General features: G+C 33.1%; 20 protein-coding genes. 11 read left to right on the plus strand and 9 right to left on the minus strand.

Going from position 1 to position 17215, the window contains the following annotated elements:
* The 3 genes from M4I21_RS17105 to M4I21_RS17115 form a co-directional block, all read right to left on the minus strand.
* Positions 1-190 (minus strand): hypothetical protein (locus tag M4I21_RS17105; protein ID WP_249560449.1); only part of this gene is annotated, 190 nt, incomplete at its 3' end.
* A 225-nt stretch (positions 191-415) separates the two neighbouring features.
* Positions 416-1252, minus strand: coding sequence for a hypothetical protein (locus M4I21_RS17110; RefSeq protein ID WP_249560450.1), 837 nt, complete (start codon positions 1250-1252; stop codon positions 416-418).
* Between the two features lie 79 nt (positions 1253-1331).
* A complete protein-coding gene (locus M4I21_RS17115; protein WP_283771804.1) occupies positions 1332-2225 on the minus strand; it encodes a tyrosine-type recombinase/integrase in 894 nt (297 codons plus the stop codon).
* Between the two features lie 82 nt (positions 2226-2307).
* Here M4I21_RS17115 and M4I21_RS17120 point away from each other — a divergent pair, with 82 nt between their 5' ends.
* A complete protein-coding gene (locus M4I21_RS17120; RefSeq protein WP_249560452.1) occupies positions 2308-2715 on the plus strand; it encodes a hypothetical protein in 408 nt (135 codons plus the stop codon).
* A gap of 67 nt (positions 2716-2782) precedes the next feature.
* Here the strand turns inward: M4I21_RS17120 and M4I21_RS17125 are convergent, their stop codons facing one another.
* The 4 genes from M4I21_RS17125 to brnQ all read right to left on the minus strand — a co-directional run bounded on the left by M4I21_RS17125 (position 2783) and on the right by brnQ (position 7147).
* Complete coding sequence (locus M4I21_RS17125) at positions 2783-4012, minus strand: murein hydrolase activator EnvC family protein (RefSeq protein WP_249560453.1); 1230 nt, start codon at positions 4010-4012, stop codon at positions 2783-2785.
* Positions 4013-4025: 13 nt separating this feature from the next.
* The gene (lolB1, locus tag M4I21_RS17130; protein WP_249560454.1) at positions 4026-4814 is read right to left on the minus strand and encodes a lipoprotein insertase outer membrane protein LolB1; all 789 of its coding nucleotides are present in this window, start codon (positions 4812-4814) and stop codon (positions 4026-4028) included.
* 3 nt (positions 4815-4817) lie between these two features.
* Positions 4818-5792 (minus strand): tetratricopeptide repeat protein, encoded by a 975-nt coding sequence (locus M4I21_RS17135; protein ID WP_249560455.1) that lies wholly within the window; start codon positions 5790-5792, stop codon positions 4818-4820.
* 74 nt (positions 5793-5866) lie between these two features.
* Complete coding sequence (gene brnQ, locus M4I21_RS17140; RefSeq protein WP_249560456.1) at positions 5867-7147, minus strand: branched-chain amino acid transport system II carrier protein; 1281 nt, start codon at positions 7145-7147, stop codon at positions 5867-5869.
* A gap of 252 nt (positions 7148-7399) precedes the next feature.
* Between brnQ and M4I21_RS17145 the strand changes: the two genes are divergently transcribed.
* Positions 7400-7654, plus strand: coding sequence for a DUF1660 family phage protein (locus M4I21_RS17145; RefSeq protein WP_249560457.1), 255 nt, complete (start codon positions 7400-7402; stop codon positions 7652-7654).
* Positions 7655-7657: 3 nt separating this feature from the next.
* Here the strand turns inward: M4I21_RS17145 and thiL are convergent, their stop codons facing one another.
* Positions 7658-8713 carry a thiamine-phosphate kinase gene (gene thiL, locus M4I21_RS17150; protein WP_249560458.1) on the minus strand — a complete coding sequence of 352 codons (1056 nt, stop codon included), beginning with the start codon at positions 8711-8713 and terminating at the stop codon, positions 7658-7660.
* 222 nt (positions 8714-8935) lie between these two features.
* Here thiL and M4I21_RS17155 point away from each other — a divergent pair, with 222 nt between their 5' ends.
* The 9 genes from M4I21_RS17155 (at position 8936) to M4I21_RS17195 (ending at position 16739) form a co-directional block, all read left to right on the plus strand.
* Complete coding sequence (locus M4I21_RS17155; protein WP_072303760.1) at positions 8936-9265, plus strand: HesB/IscA family protein; 330 nt, start codon at positions 8936-8938, stop codon at positions 9263-9265.
* Between the two features lie 80 nt (positions 9266-9345).
* Positions 9346-10791, plus strand: coding sequence for a Fe-S cluster assembly protein SufB (gene sufB, locus M4I21_RS17160; RefSeq protein WP_249560459.1), 1446 nt, complete (start codon positions 9346-9348; stop codon positions 10789-10791).
* A gap of 101 nt (positions 10792-10892) precedes the next feature.
* Positions 10893-11645: a Fe-S cluster assembly ATPase SufC gene (gene sufC / locus M4I21_RS17165; RefSeq protein ID WP_249560460.1), complete on the plus strand. Its 753-nt coding sequence runs from the start codon at positions 10893-10895 to the stop codon at positions 11643-11645.
* Between the two features lie 77 nt (positions 11646-11722).
* The gene (gene sufD, locus M4I21_RS17170) at positions 11723-13039 is read left to right on the plus strand and encodes a Fe-S cluster assembly protein SufD (protein WP_249560461.1); all 1317 of its coding nucleotides are present in this window, start codon (positions 11723-11725) and stop codon (positions 13037-13039) included.
* A gap of 27 nt (positions 13040-13066) precedes the next feature.
* Positions 13067-14293: an aminotransferase class V-fold PLP-dependent enzyme gene (locus tag M4I21_RS17175; RefSeq protein ID WP_249560462.1), complete on the plus strand. Its 1227-nt coding sequence runs from the start codon at positions 13067-13069 to the stop codon at positions 14291-14293.
* 97 nt (positions 14294-14390) lie between these two features.
* Entirely contained in the window at positions 14391-14813 is a 423-nt protein-coding gene (locus M4I21_RS17180) for a SufE family protein (RefSeq protein ID WP_249560463.1), read from the plus strand.
* 56 nt (positions 14814-14869) lie between these two features.
* The gene (locus tag M4I21_RS17185; protein ID WP_249560464.1) at positions 14870-15193 is read left to right on the plus strand and encodes a DUF59 domain-containing protein; all 324 of its coding nucleotides are present in this window, start codon (positions 14870-14872) and stop codon (positions 15191-15193) included.
* A gap of 37 nt (positions 15194-15230) precedes the next feature.
* Positions 15231-15743, plus strand: coding sequence for a DUF2480 family protein (locus tag M4I21_RS17190; protein ID WP_249560465.1), 513 nt, complete (start codon positions 15231-15233; stop codon positions 15741-15743).
* A gap of 69 nt (positions 15744-15812) precedes the next feature.
* Positions 15813-16739: a DUF3078 domain-containing protein gene (locus tag M4I21_RS17195; RefSeq protein WP_249560466.1), complete on the plus strand. Its 927-nt coding sequence runs from the start codon at positions 15813-15815 to the stop codon at positions 16737-16739.
* 58 nt (positions 16740-16797) lie between these two features.
* Here M4I21_RS17195 and M4I21_RS17200 read toward each other — a convergent pair whose 3' ends face one another.
* On the minus strand, positions 16798-17178 hold the full coding sequence (locus M4I21_RS17200; protein WP_072303752.1) for a hypothetical protein: 381 nt from the start codon (positions 17176-17178) through the stop codon (positions 16798-16800).
* Positions 17179-17215: the final 37 nt, after the last annotated feature.

The raw sequence follows: 17215 nt of genomic DNA on the forward strand, positions 1-17215 counted from the left end.
CTCCTCCTCCTCCTGTTTGTACCCAATTCCATTCGTTAGGTTCAGTCTTTGTTAGCTTAAAGCCAAGTTTAGACTCAAAACCATAGCTTATTTCTTCTATGGAAAGTTCTGGTATGAAATTATTTTTTTCTTTGTTACCAAAAAGGATAAATAAAGAAAATGTAAGAAGTAATGTTTTTATATATTTCATTGAATATTGTTTTATGTAACTATGTTTTTAATTAAAACTAACGGTTCGGCTATGATTAGTGCGGGGCGGAAATCCATCGAATTTCCAGCTAAGCACAAAGCAAAACCTTATGGTTTTGTGTTTTTCTTTTTTTGTTCAAATGCAAAATCCATAAGATTTTGCAACATTATAAATATACACTGACCTTTGCGTAAAGACCTAAGTCCGTATTAATTATAGCCATTGTTAGCAGCTGTTTTTAATTTGATTTAAGTATCTGAAAACACTATCCACAACGCATAGTTCCCCGTCCTCATTTTTATATGTAATACACAATCCTAGGGGATTTGTATTTTTTTCATTTGTTTTTTGATTTAATAAATCTTGAATCGGATTCAAATATTCAGAGATAATTTTTACAAACCAATTTTGAATACTTTGGACGAGATTATGGAATGATATGACCGTATCCATAACGTCTATGTTTCCATCTAAAGATTCAAGATTTGACTTCAGAGGGTTACCCCATTCAAACTTTGACAGTAAAAGAGAAACATTAAATTTGATTTCAATTTCTACACTATAAACATCTTCGATTATTGAAGATTTTATTTCAAAGATGTCGATTGGTAAACCGCAATGTTGTGCATAATTTCTAAGCTTATAAATAAATCGGTATTCAAAACTGTCGTCATATAAAGTACCAGTTAAATTTTTAAACTCTTCTAGTATCTCCGGTTTAGTTTTGAATTCCCTCTTCAATAAGGTTTCTAAATGGTCAATATAGGTTCTGAATGAAAAAAGATAGTTTAATAAATATGTGTTGATTTTTAATTTTTCAGAATCGGGTTCTTTCATTATCAGAACTCTATCTGCCATCAAACTTGATGTCAGTTCCTGTTTACTATTAAAAAGTATGAAAGAATTTAATTCCGTTACTGAATATAAATTAGCTATATCAACAAGTTTTGAAATCAAAATTTCATTTGCGAACAACACTTCATATTCCTTTGGTTTCAAGGGGGATATTATATCGATTTCTAATCCATTATTGGTTTTAATATATCTTGATAACGAATGCATTCTGATAAGTTTGATTTAATTGCTGCTAACTAGTTAGTAAACGCAGTTTATTGCGTTTATTTACTATTCAAATATAATATTATTTAGGTAACATTTCTAAAGGACTTATAATATTTATAAGATTAGTAGTACTTACGTGAGTGTAAATTTCTGTAGTTTTAGAGCTGTTGTGGCCCAATAGTTTTTGTATGTATCTTAAATTAGTGCCGGCGTCTAACAAATGTGTAGCAAAAGAATGCCTTAATGTGTGCACTGTGGCTGGCATATGTACCTTAGCTTTCTTTTTAGATCTGTTAAAAACCTGTCGTATGCTAGATGCACTGTACTGTTTGCCATCTGCACCTTCAAACAACCACTCCTTAGGCTTGTATACTATATAGTAGGAACGCAATTGCGCTAACATTGTAGGTGATAATAACGTAATTCTGTCTTTGTTGCCTTTTGCGTTTCTTACCCAAACCCGCATATTGTTAGAGTCTATGTCTTCTACCTTAAGGTTTATACATTCAGATATTCTTAATCCACAACCGTATATTACCTTAAAAATAGTTTTGTGTTTTATGTTGTTTGTTGCGGTTATAATGTCTGCTACTTCTTGTAAAGACAACACCTTAGGTAGTGTTTTGGCTTTTCTGGGTCTACAAAAATCATACTGTACTTTAGGTAAGTTTAAAACCTTTTCAATATAAAACTTTATAGCATTTATACTTTGATTTTGGTAAGAGGCAGACACATTCCGTTTTGTTACAAGCTCTTGGTGGTAATACATAATATGAGCAGTAGAAACCTGGTGTAACGGCATGGGATACAGATATGTTAAAAACTGCTTAAACATATGTATATAGGTCTTAGTGGTGTTTTTGCTGTAGTTTTTTAACACTAGTTTTTGATGCATTAATGACATAGCCAGTGCATAATCTGGTTTAATTTCTTTAGTATTAAGTACTTGTGTAGTTATTATTTTTGGTTTCATTATGTAAAAATGAATAAAATGTAGTTAAAAAGCTTATATTTAAGCGTTTACATACGTATATAAACGTCTAATAATGCGAATTATGAAAATGAAATTTTGTTTATCCTGTAGTAAAGAGCTTGTGGGTAGGTCCGATAAGAAATTCTGTGATACAGAATGCAGAAGCACCTATCACAATACAAACAGACCACTACATGAAATAAGTATACAGAAAATAAATAGTGCGTTAAGAAAAAACAGAAGTCTATTGGCCCATTTTTGCCCAAGCGGAAAGAGCACAGTTAAAAAGGAGGTTTTAATAACGCTAGGTTACCGCATAGATTTGTTTACGCATATGTATCCTTTTAAAACAGGAGCCTATTTTTTTTGTTATGAGTTTGGGTATTTGCCTATAAAAGAAAATGGAGTAGATAAAATGCTAATTGTTCACCAACAAGAATATATGAATAACTTAACGTACAGTCCTTGGAGTATTAAAATTACAAAATAAGTATATAAATGGAAGCGGTATTTATTTAAGAGTCTATAAAAATAGATCAGTTTTTAGCTACCATAAATTACAATTGGTAAATCCACTCCTCAGGATTTAGCTTAGTAACATCTTTGTAAAGATAAAATTTTAATAGCGTTTGACCATTAAATTTGTTTGTAGCTATTTCTCCTATTTCTTGCTTTGCAGTAACCTTATCTCCTTTTTCTACATACGTGTTAGATAGGTTGTAATAGGTAGTTATGTAGTTACCGTGCTTAATTTGCACGCCTTTATTACCACCTGGCACAGCTAGTACGGCTATAACATCGCCCTCAAAAATAGAACGGGCTTTAGTACCTTTATCTGCAGCAATAATTACACCGTTATTTTGGTGTTTTATACCAGGGTAAACAGCATCTTTATACACGCCAAAACCTTTGCTTTTAAACCCTTTTGCAACGGGCCATATAAGTTTGCCTTTATTAGCGGTAAAGTTATTAGCTACTACTTTAGCTTCTGGAGTTAACACAAATTTAGTACTGCTAGTGTTAGCAGCCGTTTTCCCTGTAGTTTTTTTGTTTGTAGCAACAATGGCAGAGCGTATTAGTTTTTCTATCTGCTGGTCTATTCTGCGAGCCTCAGATTTCTTCTTATTAATAGTAGCGGTGTATTTACTTTCGTTCTTCTTAATAGTGCTTAAAAGAGCATCTTTGGCGTTCTTTTCCTTTTCTAATTCTTTTCTGGTTACTACGTTTTCTTTTAACAACTGCTCCTTTAACTTACGTTGGTCTATTAACGCTTGGTTTTTAAGTTTTAGGGTATCTGTTTTGGCAACAATAGACACGCCTTGTTCTTGGCGGTATTGCGTATATTGTTTTATATATTGAAGTCGCTTGTAGGCTTGTAAAAAATTTTCTGATGATAGTAAAAACATAAGTCTACTTTGTTGCGATTTGTTTTGATACGATTTTTGTATCATCTGCGCATAATCATCCTTTAAGGCTAGTAAATCTTTTTTAAGCGTACCAATATTACGCACATTAGCGTTTATTTGACGATTTAATAGGTTAGATTGCTGATTGGTAATTCTAATTAATTGCTGTTGGGCGTTAATCTTTTGCTCCAAACTTTCCATTTGGTCTAACACTGTACCTTTTTCTTTTGTTTCTGCAAATAACAGCCTGTTTATAGCCCTAATGTCACTTTGCAATTGCGCACGCTTTTTCTCTAAAGCCTTTTGTTCGTTGGTCTGTGCAAACAAAAAAGATCCAGATAGTAATACTAAAAGTAATGTAGCTAACTTAAGGTAACGCATTTTGTATATTTAATTATTCTAGAACTATTTGTTTAAAACCAGCTGGTATTTTATACGGAAAATTAAACTTTTTGTTTAACTCTATGTTTTTAAATGTAAGCGCAATAATGTCTGTTTTGTCTTTATCTTTTACATAGATATCTATAACATTGGGCACCAGTTTTTTGTCTACTATTTGGTAGTTTTTGTACTGTACATCTAAAACTCTATTTTTTTCTGGCTGTGTTAATTGCATACCTGCCACTTTATAGTTAGTAGGCTCTATTTGTAAAAGTGTTTTAAAAAGTTGATTCGCTTTTTTAGGTGCTAATTGGTATTGGTTGTTTAGTTCTACGGTATTGTATTTTTCTTTTCGTAAATCAAACAATGCTTGCCCTAAAAGTAAATTTTGCACTTTGTCATAATCTAACTCTGTGCCTAGTAAATTACTTAAGTACGTAAAATCACCATCAAAATACTCGTTTTGCAATCGGTTATAAAAACTAACTCTTGTTGGTGTAATGTATGCTTTTACTACACCAAGTGTTGCGCTAATCCAAATGGCTTTGTCTTTTTCCATTCTAAAACTAACCGTGTAGCCTTGTTCATCTTTACCGTCTGTATAATCTATTTTTAGTCTTCCGCGCAGCGTTTTAAAATCTAACGTATTTGCATAATGGTTTTTAACTAAAGTTTTGGTGTTTAGTTTTTTTAGGGTTGATGTGCCATCCGCAATAACTTTTTTAGACTTGCATGATACAAAAAACACCGCAATAATAAGTGCTAGTACTAGTTTTGGTGCTATTTGAAGATTTTTTATCATTTTTTATTTTTTAAATTTTACTTTAATCAAGTACATATTGGCTTTTGCAGGATTGCCCATTGCGGTATATGCTGCTGCAATTTCTCTATAAAAATCATCGGCAAGGCGTATGTCATCTAACACATAATCTAAACCTGTCTTTAACGTTTCTAGTGCCTCTCTATGCTTTTTTCTGCCATTATAAGCAGCTCCCAAAGCATAGTAAAAATAAGGCTGAGAAGGATAAATTTCTAAGGCTTCTTTTGCTCTAGTTTCTAAAAACACATAGTTCTTTTGTTTTAATATAAATGCTAACCCGCTCTTATAATTAAAAGCAGAGCTACCAGTATTAGTTACGGTTTGCGTGCCTGTTGTAGTTTTTTTTGTTCCAGTAGCACCTGTGGTCTTGGTAGAGAAAGTATAACTATGGCTACTGGCACCTGTTTGGTCTAGTGCAGCCTGTACTTTTGTGCTTAAATCGGTTTTAAACTGACTTTTTTTTAGTTCTGTGAGTATATTTTTAGCCTCATTGTAATTGCGTTCCAGATATAATATATGTGCTAAGTTTTCTTTTAATTTTTCATTTTCATAGGGCACAAGCTCTTTTAAATGATTCACGTTTTTATATTGTTTTTTTAAAGATATGTACAGACTCTCTAAATACCACATATTGTCCGGACGCTCCTTAAGAGCTAGTTCTGCCTGTTCTTGTGCTAAACTGTATTGCTTGTCTTGTATATACGCTTTGGCTAGTTCGTTAGCTACGGCTGCGTTTTTTGGTTCTAATTGCTGACAAGCCAAAAAGCTGTTTACAGCACGGTCATAATTTTCTATGCCTTTTTGTTTTAAGCCTTCAAAAAATGCTTCCTGAAAATCATCTGAGTATTCCTCTAAAAAAACATCTGCGCTATTTTCTATTTCTTGGGTGTAGCCAAAACTTACCACTAAAAAAGTGAGTAGGGTAGCGCTCTTAAAAAAATAGGTGCAAATAGTGTTCATACGTTTGTAAAATTATTAAAAAAACAAATGGTATGGCAACCAGATGTCTATCAATATATAATAATAGTCAAAAATTATACCGTTGTGGTTTTTTTGTGTGCTAAATTTCCAATAATTAAAGCGATAGCTGCAGGCAAAACCCAAGCTAGACTAAATTGACTTAGCGGTAGGTATTCTGCAGTAAAATTAGCTACGCTTGTAACACCAATACTATTTAAAAAATCTGGTACACTAAACAAAATGGTGGTATAAACAACCGCTCTAAAAACTTTTGGAGTTGTGTATTTGTCTGGCAAAACATTAAGTAGTATTAAAATAATGGTAATTGGGTAAATAAACATTAAAGCAGGTATGGCAACCGCAATAATGTAATCTACGTTAAACTGACCCATTAATACACCTAGTACACAACATACAATTGCAGTAATTGTATATGCCTTGTTAGAGTTGTTAAACCTGCTTTTTATAAAATCTGCAGTACCTGTAATAACACCAATAGCAGTAGTAAGGCAGGCAAGGCTAACTAAGATGCTTAAAATTTTACTTCCGGCATTGCCTAATAGGGTCCTGCTAATACCGCTTAATAAATCTGTGCGGTTTATGTCTGCATCAAAACTAGTATGCATTAATGCACCTGTTAAAATTAATCCGCCATAAACTAAAAGTAAACCTAGGCCAGCAAAAATACCCGCGTTTCTAATTAGTGCTCTGCGGTCTGTATAAGAGATGTCTTTATTTTTTAGATTGATAGAGATAATTAAAACGCCACCAACAACAATAGCTGCTAATGCATCAAAAGTTTGGTAACCTTCTAAAATACCGTCTGTAAATGGGTTGCTTATGGTTGATGGTTCAAAGGTAAAATCAAAAGTAAATACACAAATGCCAATAATAGTAAGTAATATTAAAAGTATGGCTGGTGTTAAATACTTACCTAAAATATTTAAAATTTTAGACCTGTTTAAAACAAACACTAAAACCAAACTAAAATATACAATACTAGTGTAGATCGGTAGAACATCAAAAAAAGGAGCAATACCAATTTCGTGGGTTACAGATGCTGTTCTAGGAGATGGTAATATAACTGCTATTAGATAAATTAATAGCGAAAAAACCAAGCTAAAGGTGTTAGATACTTTTTTACCAAAATCAAAAATAGTACCCTGTAATTTTGCATGGGCAAATATGCCTAAAATTGGAATTACAATAGCAGATAAACAAAAGCCTATGGCCATTAACCACCACCAATCGCCGGCATTAAAACCGATAAACGGAGGTAGTATTAAGTTTCCGGCACCAAAAAAGAGCGAAAACAATGCAAAGGCAGATACTAGAGTTTCTTTGGTATTATTCATGGGGTGTGTATTGTATTAGTACGGAAAGATAGGTATTCTAAATAACCGACAAACGGCTAATTGTTCCTAAAATTTTATGTATTTCATCGAAAAAAATGAATTTTTACAAAAAAAATTAACAAGTACTCAATAATCTTTACAAGTGTGCGTTTAATAAAAAAGACGACCTATAAAAGTTAGTTTTTACTCAAATTTATAATTAATATTTACAGTGCCTGGTTCCCTCCAAACATTGTTTAAAACCTACAAGCTATGAAAAAAGTTTTAGCCACTTCAGGTTCAGTGTTTAATGCATTATGTTGCGGTATTTTTGGCCACTATTACGCAGTAACCAAAAAAGTAACATCTCATATAAATGAGTACGAGTGTATTCATTGTAAAAAACAAGTAACTACAGACGTAACCGGTAATTTGTCAGAGCTAACTCCAGAGTTAGAAGACATTAACAATACCTTACAAAAAGTATACAAGAAAAAACACCAACACGCGCCGCAACACGCAGCTTAATTGTTATTGTTCTTCTTTAGAAAGTCCATTCCATCCCTGCGCGGTGATCGGAATTTTAGTATTATTCCTAGAAATTAAGTGTACACCTTCATTCTTATCTGTCATATGCCCTATAACAGTTAAGTTTGGATTGCCTTTTATTTTTGGGAATTCTTTTTGGTCTATAGTAAACAAAAGTTCGTAGTCCTCGCCACCGCCTAAAGCAACAGTTGTACTGTTAATTTTAAACTCTTCACAAGAGCTAATAACAGTTGGGTCTAACGGAATTTTGTCTTCAAATAAATTACAGCCTACATTGCTTTCTTCGCATAAATGTAAAATTTCAGAAGATAAACCATCGCTAATATCTATCATAGACGTTGGTTTAACACCTAAAGCATCTAACAAAGGCACAACATCTTTACGCGCTTCTGGCTTTAATTGTCTTTCTACTACGTACGTGTACATAGATAAATCTGGATTGCTATTTGGGTTTACCTTAAAAACCTCTTTTTCGCGTTCCAAAACCTGTAATCCCATATAGGCAGCTCCTAAATCACCAGTAACTACTAGTAAATCATTTGGTTTTGCACCATTTCTGTAAACTAAATCCTCTTCTTTTGCCTGGCCAATAGCAGTAATACTAATAAGCATTCCTTTGGTAGATGATGTGGTGTCGCCACCAATTAAATCTACATTGTATGTTTTAGCAGCAAGTGCAATACCACTGTATAATTCTTCTAAAGCTTCTAAAGGAAACCTGTTAGATACGGCAATAGAAACCGTAATTTGTGTAGCAATGGCATTCATTGCATATATGTCTGATAAGTTTACCATAACAGCCTTGTATCCCAAGTGTTTTAAGGGAACGTAGCTAAGATCAAAATGTACACCTTCTATCAGTAAATCTGTAGAAACCACTATTTTTTTATCCGTAATATCTAAAACAGCAGCATCGTCTCCAATGCCTTTTAGCGTAGATTTTTGCTTTGTAGTAAAGTCTTTAGTAAGGTGTTTAATTAAACCAAACTCGCCTAATTCTTCAAGAGATGTTCTCTTTGGATTTTTATCGTCTAACATGCTGCAAAAATAATAAGGATATTATACAAAATATGCTTTTTAGAGATAAAAGAATTTTAATATAGATTAACTTTTTTGGCAAATAGAGAATTCTTATAATAGCATTCGTTATATTAATGTTAGGAAGTATGGTAAAACCCTACTTATACACTATATTTGTAAATTGTTTAGAACTAAACCAAATAAAATTTGAGTTGAGGTCTAATTTAAACTAAAATTAGTATGATAAAAGTCTCAGAAACAGCAAAGAAGAGAGTCATTGATTTAATGACGGAAGGCGGCTTTGATGCTGAAAAAGATTTTGTACGTGTTGGGGTAAAAAGCGGTGGGTGCAGTGGTTTGTCTTACGAGTTAGACTTTGATAAATCTATTGTAGAAACAGATAAAGTTTTTGAAGATAACGCAGTGCGAATTGTAGTAGATAAAAAAAGTTTTTTATATCTAGTAGGAACTACTTTGGAGTATTCTGGCGGATTAAACGGAAAAGGTTTTGTGTTTAATAACCCAAATGCGCAAAGGACATGTGGTTGTGGTGAAAGTTTTTCATTATAACGAAACTGAAAATAGAAAAAATGAAACAATAGTGTAGTATGTTGCAATAGCAAAATTATACCGTTGGTAAATTGAAGAAAATGGCATATACAGAAGAAGAGTTAAAGAAAGAGCTAGAAACCAAAGAATACGAATACGGTTTTTATACAGACATAGAATCTGATACTTTTCCGATAGGATTAAGTGAGGAAATTGTGATCGCTATTTCTAAAAAGAAAAATGAGCCACAATGGATGACAGACTGGCGAATTGAAGCGTATCGTGTTTGGGAAAAAATGGAAGAGCCAGATTGGGCAAATGTTCATTATGAAAAACCAGATTTTCAAGCAATAAGTTATTACTCTGCTCCTAAAAAAGCAGATCCAAATAAAAAATTAGAGGATGTAGATCCAGAGTTGTTAGAAATGTACAAGAAATTGGGTATTTCTGTAGACGAACAAAAAAAATTGCAAAACGTTGCAGTAGATATTGTTGTAGATTCTGTTTCTGTTGCTACTACATTTAAAAAGACACTAGCAGAAAAGGGTATTATTTTTATGCCAATTTCAGAGGCTATACAAGAGCATCCAGAATTGGTGCGCAAGTATATGGGTTCTATAGTACCAACTACAGATAACTTTTACGCAGCATTAAACTCTGCTGTTTTTACAGATGGATCTTTCTGTTACATTCCTAAAGGTGTACGTTGCCCAATGGAACTTTCTACGTATTTTAGAATTAACCAAGCAGGTACCGGTCAGTTCGAGCGTACTTTGTTGGTTGCAGATGAAGGTAGTTATGTAAGTTACCTAGAAGGTTGTACCGCACCATCTAGAGATGAAAACCAATTACACGCAGCCGTTGTAGAATTAATTGCAATGGATGATGCAGAAATTAAATACTCTACCGTACAAAATTGGTTCCCTGGGAACAAAGAAGGTAAAGGTGGTGTTTATAATTTTGTAACTAAAAGAGCTTTGTGCGAGAAAAACGCAAAAGTATCTTGGACGCAAGTAGAAACTGGTTCTGCAGTAACTTGGAAATATCCTTCTTGTATTTTAAAAGGAGATAATTCTATTGGAGAGTTTTATTCTATTGCTGTTACAAATAACTACCAGCAAGCAGATACAGGTACAAAAATGATTCACCTTGGTAAAAACACTAGAAGTACTATTATTTCTAAAGGTATATCTGCAGGTAAATCTCAAAACAGTTACCGTGGTTTAGTACAAGTAAGCAGCCGTGCAGATAATGCGCGTAACTTTTCTCAGTGCGATTCTCTTTTAATGGGTAATGAGTGTGGTGCACATACATTCCCGTACATAGAAGTAAAAAACAAATCGGCAATGGTAGAACATGAGGCTACAACAAGTAAAATTGGTGAAGAACAAATTTTCTATTGTAACCAACGTGGTATAGATACAGAAAAAGCAATTGCATTAATAGTAAATGGTTTTAGTAAAGAAGTATTAAATAAGTTACCAATGGAATTTGCTGTAGAAGCTCAAAAATTACTAGAAATTAGTTTAGAAGGCTCTGTAGGATAAGCGTGTTTCTCTAATAAAGAAACGTTGGGTGTTTTTAGATTGATGAAAAAATCGCCCTAAAAAAACAAAAGAATAATAAAGAACATTAAAGTAGCGATAAAATGCTTAAAATTAAAGATTTACACGCCAATGTTGAAGGCAAAGAAATATTAAGAGGAATTAACTTAGAGGTTAATGCTGGTGAGGTACATGCTATTATGGGGCCAAACGGTTCTGGTAAAAGTACCTTAGCTTCTGTTATAGCTGGTAATGAAACTTACGAGGTAACTGCAGGTGATATCTTTTTAAATGGTGAAAACATTGAAGACCTTTCTCCAGAAGAAAGAGCACACAACGGTGTATTCTTATCATTTCAATACCCAGTAGAAATTCCAGGTGTTTCTGTAACTAACTTTATGAAAACGGCTATTAACGAGTCTCGTAAAGCTAAAGGTTTAGAAGATATGCCAGCTAAGGATATGCTAAAGCTTATTCGTGATAAGTCTGAGTTGTTAGAAATAGATCGTAAATTCTTATCTCGTTCTTTAAACGAAGGTTTTTCTGGAGGAGAGAAAAAACGTAACGAAATTTTTCAAATGGCAATGTTAGAGCCTAAACTAGCTATTTTAGATGAAACAGATTCTGGTTTAGATATTGATGCTTTACGTATTGTAGCTAACGGTGTTAATAAACTTAAGAGCAAAGACAATGCTGTTGTTGTTATTACGCATTACCAACGTTTGTTAGAGTATATAGTACCAGATTTTGTACACGTTTTATATAACGGTAAAATAGTAAAATCGGGAACTAAAGAACTTGCTATGGAGTTAGAAGAAAAAGGATACGATTGGATTAAGCAAGAAGCGGCAGTTTAAAAAGTACTAAGATTAAAATTTGATTGGTGCTATAACGTGCCTCTTTGTTTAATACTTACTACTCAATACTAAAGAATATGGATTTAAAAGATAAATTAGTTTCTTCATTTTTGGCTTTCGAAAATAACGTAGATGTGCACAACCCAGTGCATGATGTACGTACAGAAGCTATAAAGAATTTTGAGACTAAAGGTTTTCCTTCTAGAAAAGAGGAAGCTTGGAAATACACATCATTAAACAGCTTACAAAAAATTGACTTTAGTATCTTTCCTAAAAAGGAAAGTTCTTTAGAATATAAAGACGTTAAAAAATACTTTATTCACCAAATAGATACTTATAAAATAGTATTTATAGACGGAGTGTTTAGTTCTAACTTGTCTGAAACTACCCATGATGGTGTAGATATTTGTTTAATGAGTTCTGCATTAACAAAACCTATGTACAAGGCGGTTATAGATGTTTACTTTAATAAAGTAGCTTCTAAAGACGAATCTTTAACAACCTTAAATACTGCATTTAGTAGAGAAGGGGCATACATATATATACCTAAGAATAAAGTACCTAAAAAGCCAATAGAGATTATACATTTTTCTACTGGTAATGATGTTGCTTTAATGTTGCAACCGCGTAACTTAATTATAGCTGAAGAAAATTCTGAGATGCAAATTATAGAGCGTCACCAGAGTTTAACGAGCAATGCAGTTTTAACAAACTGTGTTACTGAAATCTTTGCGGCTAAAAATGCAATTGTAGATTACTATAAGGTTCAAAATGATGTTGATTCTGCTTCTCTAGTAGATAATACATACGTTGATCAAAAAGATGGTAGTCACGTAAAAGTGCATACATTCTCTTTTGGTGGTAAGTTATTGCGTAACAATCTTAACTTTTACCAAAATGGTGAACGTATAGACTCTACAATGAAGGGTATTACCATTATTGGCGATAAACAACACGTAGATCACCATACATTAGTGCACCATATAGAACCAAATTGCGAAAGTCACCAAGATTACAAAGGTATTTACGCAGACAGTTCTACAGGAGTATTTAACGGTAAAATTATAGTTGATAAAATTGCTCAGAAAACAAACGCTTTTCAGAAAAACAACAACATATTAATAAGCGATAAAGCTACGATTAATACAAAACCACAATTAGAGATTTTTGCAGATGATGTAAAATGTTCTCACGGTTGTACTATTGGTCAGTTAGATGAAGAAGCTTTATTTTACTTACAATCTAGAGGTATACCTAAAAAAGAAGCAAGAGCACTACTTATGTATGCATTTGCAAACAACGTATTAGAGAGTGTAAGTATACCAGAATTAAAAGTTAGAATTAATAAATTAATAGCTAATAAGTTAGGTGTTAATTTAGGATTCGATTTGTAAAAATCCAATCTGTTAGCTTAAAAAATTATGCAGAAAACAACCCTAGATATTCAAGCAATACGCAAAGACTTTCCTATTTTAAGTAGAACTGTAAATGGGCAGCCTTTAGTGTATTTAGATAATGCAGCAACATCACAAACACCAAAACAAGTGTTAGATGCTATTGTAGATTATTACAGTGGTTACAATGCAAATATTCACAGAGGTGTACACACACTTTCTCAAGAAGCTACAGATAAGTACGAGCAGGCAAGAGCAACAATTCAGCATCATTTTAATGCTAAATTTGCGCATGAGGTAATTTTTACTGCGGGTACTACACACGGTATTAACCTTGTTGCAAACGGTTTTTCATCGCTCTTAAAAAAGGGAGATGAGGTTATTGTTTCTGCATTAGAACACCACTCTAATATTGTGCCTTGGCAAATGTTGTGTGAGCGTACTGGTGCTGTTTTAAAAGTAATACCAATGAACCTTAATGGAGAGTTGGAGATGGATGCGTATTACGAGTTACTATCAAACAAAACAAAACTTGTTTTTTGTAATCACGTTTCTAATGCTTTAGGTACGGTTAATCCAATAAAAGAAATTATAAACGCTGCACACAAAGTGGGTGCAGCAGTTTTAATAGATGGCGCACAGGCTGCACCACACATTAAAGCAGATGTACAGGAACTAGATGTAGATTTTTACGTAGTTTCTGCCCATAAAATGTGTGGCCCAACTGGTGCTGGTATGTTGTATGGTAAAGAAGAGTGGTTAAATAAACTACCGCCTTACCAAGGTGGTGGAGAGATGATTGCAGAGGTTACTTTTGAAAAAACAACCTATGCAGATTTACCGCATAAATTTGAAGCTGGTACACCTAACATTTGTGGTGGTATTGCTTTTGGTGCCGCCCTAGATTACATGAACGCTATTGGTTTTGATGCTATTGCTGCTTATGAGCACGAGCTGTTAGAGTATGCAACGGCGCAATTATTAACTGTAGACGGACTTAAAATTTACGGTACAGCGGCAAATAAAACATCGGTTATATCTTTTAATGTAGGTAGTATTCACCCATACGATATTGGTTCTATTTTAGATAAACTGGGTATTGCAGTACGTACAGGTCACCATTGTGCACAACCTATTATGGATTTTTACGGTATTCCGGGAACAGTAAGGGCTAGCTTTAGTTTTTACAACACCATGGAAGAGGTAGATGTCCTAGTTGCAGGTGTAAAAAGAGCTGTAGCAATGCTACAATAAATAGTTAATTACTACACGCTAATTTGATAAGCACTTTTGTTATCGTATTTTTGTTTTAAATAAATTCTTCAGGTTTTGTGAAGATTAAAAAGTAACTATGACAATTAAAGAAATACAGGAAGAAATAGTAGATGAGTTTTCTATGTTTGATGATTGGATGCAGCGCTATGAGTACATGATAGATCTGGGAAAGTCGTTACCTTTAATAGATGAGCAGTATAAAACTGATGATAATATAATAAAAGGGTGCCAAAGTAAAGTTTGGGTACACGCAGATTTAGAAGGTGATATACTTTCTTTTACAGCAGATAGTGATGCTATTATTACAAAAGGGATTATAGCTATTTTAATTCGAGTTTATAGTGGTCAGCATCCAAAAGATATTTTAGACGCAGATACCAATTTTATTGATGAAATTGGGTTAAAAGAACATTTGTCTCCTACTAGAGCAAATGGTTTGGTAAGTATGATAAAGCAGATAAAAATGTACGCCATAGCATACCAAACACAAATAAAATAAGACAAAGAAATAGTTTTAGCCTAGGCTAATAACAACAAGTAATAGCTATAAAAGTTATGAGTGAAGCATTAGATACACACGATTTAGGGGAAGAAATAGTAAAAGTTTTAAAAACTATTTACGATCCAGAGATTCCTGTAGATATATATGAGTTAGGATTAATTTACGATGTTTTTGTAAATGAAGATAACGATGTTAAAATATTAATGACGTTAACGTCTCCAAACTGCCCAGTTGCAGAATCTTTACCTGTAGAGATAGAAGAGAAAGTAAAGTCTTTAGATTTGGTAAAAGGTGCAGAGGTAGAAATTACTTTTGATCCACCTTGGACACAGGAATTAATGAGTGAAGAAGCTAAGTTAGAGCTTGGACTTCTATAAGTAGAAGACGGTTTCATTTGTATTTAAAACGTAAGTTATGGCTCAATCTGAAGAAATAATAAATAGAGTAGCAGGTTCTAAACTGGTTACTTTTGACCTTGAAGATTACTATCCGAAGGGAAAAAAAGAGCTTTTAGATATAAAAGATTGGCTTTTTGAAGGTTTTATTTTAAAAGAAAAAGACTTTAGAAGTTACATTACAGAGCACAATTGGGAACACTACAAAGATGCTAATGTAGCTGTATATTGCTCTACAGATGCTATAGTTCCTGGGTGGGCGTATATGCTAGTTGCAGCGAACCTTCAGCCATATGCAAAATATATAGTACAAGGAGACTTGGAACAGTTGCATTCGTCTCTTTATCAAGAAATTATAGCTGGTTTGGATTTTTCTATCTACCAAGATAAACCTGTGATAATTAAAGGGTGTAGTAACAGGCCTGTTCCGCCAAATGCTTACTTATGGGCAACGGCAAAAATGCAGCCTTATGCAAAGAGTATAATGTATGGTGAGGCTTGTTCCTCTGTACCATTATACAAGAGAAAATAAAAATACATTTTTATTATAAAGAACAATATACTTACATTTGCGCTTCATTAAACCATTAAATACTATAAAATGAAGAAAATTGTATTAACAGCTGCACTATTATTTGTTGCAACTGTATCTTTTGCTCAAACAGCGGAAGAATTAAAAACAGAACAAGGAGCTAAGAAAGATTCTGTAGCAGCTATACAAGCAAGAATAGGCGCTATACAAGCTAAGTTAGATGCTATGCCAGGTTGGAAAAAAGGTGCTTTTGGTACTATTGGTGGTACGATCTCTAGTTTTGATAACTGGTATGCTCAAGGATCTCCTAACAACAACTCTGGTAACATAGGATTTACAGTAAATGCTTACGCAAACCTTAAGCAAGAGAAATTTTTCTGGAGAAACTCTGCTAACGTAAACCTTGCTTGGGTAAAATTAGATAATAAAGACAATCCTGCAGATAGCGATAAATTTGAAGGTACTACAGATGTATTTACGATTACATCTTTATACGGTCGTAAATTAAACGAGAAGTTCGCAATTTCTGGTTTAGCAGAATACAGAACTACAATATTAAATAACTTTAATAATCCTGGGTACCTAGATTTAGGTGTTGGTGCTACTTGGACTCCAATTGAAGATTTAATTGTTGTAATACACCCATTAAACTACAACTTTGTATTTGCAGATAATAATGATGTTTTTGAGTCTTCTTTAGGTGCTAAAATAGTTGCAGATTACACTAAGAAAATAGGAGCAATTAACTTTAAGTCTAACTTATCTATGTTTCAAAGCTACAAGAGCTCAGATTTGTCTAACGTAACTTGGACAAACTCTTTTGGATACACACTTTGGAAAATGATTGGTGTAGGTTTTGACTTTGGTTTAAGAAGTAACAAGCAAGAAGCTTTAAACTACTCTTTAGCTCAAACACCAGCTACTGCAACTTCTTTTGATGATGTAGATAACAAATTACAATCGTTTTGGATGGTAGGTTTAAACTACGCATTTTAATACGTACAATAACACTATAAAAAAAGACCGCAATTGCGGTCTTTTTTGTTTTTTATACTCATGCACTCTTGAGGAGTTTATGATGTTCGTCCAAAAAATTTAAGGACCGTAACAAACTTGCGTAAAATGCAATACTTCTATCGTCCTTAGCAATACAAGACTTTAAAAAATCTTGTAGATCTAAATAGTAAAAATTAGCTTTAAAAGTAGGTATAAACGTGTTTATGGTATTAGGGTTATACGTACTATCGTCTATAACAAGATCCATAACTAATCTCTTTCTAAAATAATCAATTCTGACATCTGTAGCATTGTAGTGTTTTTTTACAATAGCTTTATGCAGTTCGTTTGCTTTACTATTTATTCTTTGAGAACAAGTAGAAGAAATTAAACTGTATATGTCGTTTTCTATCTTCATTTTTAACTCTATATTTTTCATGTTCTTTTTTTGATTAATTGATACTCCTAAATTACCA

The sequence above is a fragment of the Cellulophaga sp. 20_2_10 genome (assembly GCF_023476645.1).
In the GTDB taxonomy this organism is placed as follows: domain Bacteria; phylum Bacteroidota; class Bacteroidia; order Flavobacteriales; family Flavobacteriaceae; genus Cellulophaga.

What these genes read in the sequence shown, in the direction of transcription:
- M4I21_RS17175 (WP_249560462.1), top strand. Translation starts at nt 13,067, where the DNA reads ATGCAGAAAACAACCCTAGATATTCAAGCAATACGCAAAGACTTTCCT.
- sufD (WP_249560461.1), top strand. Translation starts at nt 11,723, where the DNA reads ATGGATTTAAAAGATAAATTAGTTTCTTCATTTTTGGCTTTCGAAAAT.
- M4I21_RS17180 (WP_249560463.1), top strand. Translation starts at nt 14,391, where the DNA reads ATGACAATTAAAGAAATACAGGAAGAAATAGTAGATGAGTTTTCTATG.
- M4I21_RS17190 (WP_249560465.1), top strand. Translation starts at nt 15,231, where the DNA reads ATGGCTCAATCTGAAGAAATAATAAATAGAGTAGCAGGTTCTAAACTG.
- brnQ (WP_249560456.1), bottom strand. Translation starts at nt 7,147, where the DNA reads ATGAATAATACCAAAGAAACTCTAGTATCTGCCTTTGCATTGTTTTCG.
- thiL (WP_249560458.1), bottom strand. Translation starts at nt 8,713, where the DNA reads ATGTTAGACGATAAAAATCCAAAGAGAACATCTCTTGAAGAATTAGGC.
- M4I21_RS17155 (WP_072303760.1), top strand. Translation starts at nt 8,936, where the DNA reads ATGATAAAAGTCTCAGAAACAGCAAAGAAGAGAGTCATTGATTTAATG.
- M4I21_RS17145 (WP_249560457.1), top strand. Translation starts at nt 7,400, where the DNA reads ATGAAAAAAGTTTTAGCCACTTCAGGTTCAGTGTTTAATGCATTATGT.
- M4I21_RS17120 (WP_249560452.1), top strand. Translation starts at nt 2,308, where the DNA reads ATGAAAATGAAATTTTGTTTATCCTGTAGTAAAGAGCTTGTGGGTAGG.
- M4I21_RS17200 (WP_072303752.1), bottom strand. Translation starts at nt 17,178, where the DNA reads ATGAAAAATATAGAGTTAAAAATGAAGATAGAAAACGACATATACAGT.
- lolB1 (WP_249560454.1), bottom strand. Translation starts at nt 4,814, where the DNA reads ATGATAAAAAATCTTCAAATAGCACCAAAACTAGTACTAGCACTTATT.
- M4I21_RS17185 (WP_249560464.1), top strand. Translation starts at nt 14,870, where the DNA reads ATGAGTGAAGCATTAGATACACACGATTTAGGGGAAGAAATAGTAAAA.
- M4I21_RS17125 (WP_249560453.1), bottom strand. Translation starts at nt 4,012, where the DNA reads ATGCGTTACCTTAAGTTAGCTACATTACTTTTAGTATTACTATCTGGA.
- sufC (WP_249560460.1), top strand. Translation starts at nt 10,893, where the DNA reads ATGCTTAAAATTAAAGATTTACACGCCAATGTTGAAGGCAAAGAAATA.
- M4I21_RS17110 (WP_249560450.1), bottom strand. Translation starts at nt 1,252, where the DNA reads ATGCATTCGTTATCAAGATATATTAAAACCAATAATGGATTAGAAATC.
- sufB (WP_249560459.1), top strand. Translation starts at nt 9,346, where the DNA reads ATGGCATATACAGAAGAAGAGTTAAAGAAAGAGCTAGAAACCAAAGAA.
- M4I21_RS17115 (WP_283771804.1), bottom strand. Translation starts at nt 2,225, where the DNA reads ATGAAACCAAAAATAATAACTACACAAGTACTTAATACTAAAGAAATT.
- M4I21_RS17195 (WP_249560466.1), top strand. Translation starts at nt 15,813, where the DNA reads ATGAAGAAAATTGTATTAACAGCTGCACTATTATTTGTTGCAACTGTA.
- M4I21_RS17135 (WP_249560455.1), bottom strand. Translation starts at nt 5,792, where the DNA reads ATGAACACTATTTGCACCTATTTTTTTAAGAGCGCTACCCTACTCACT.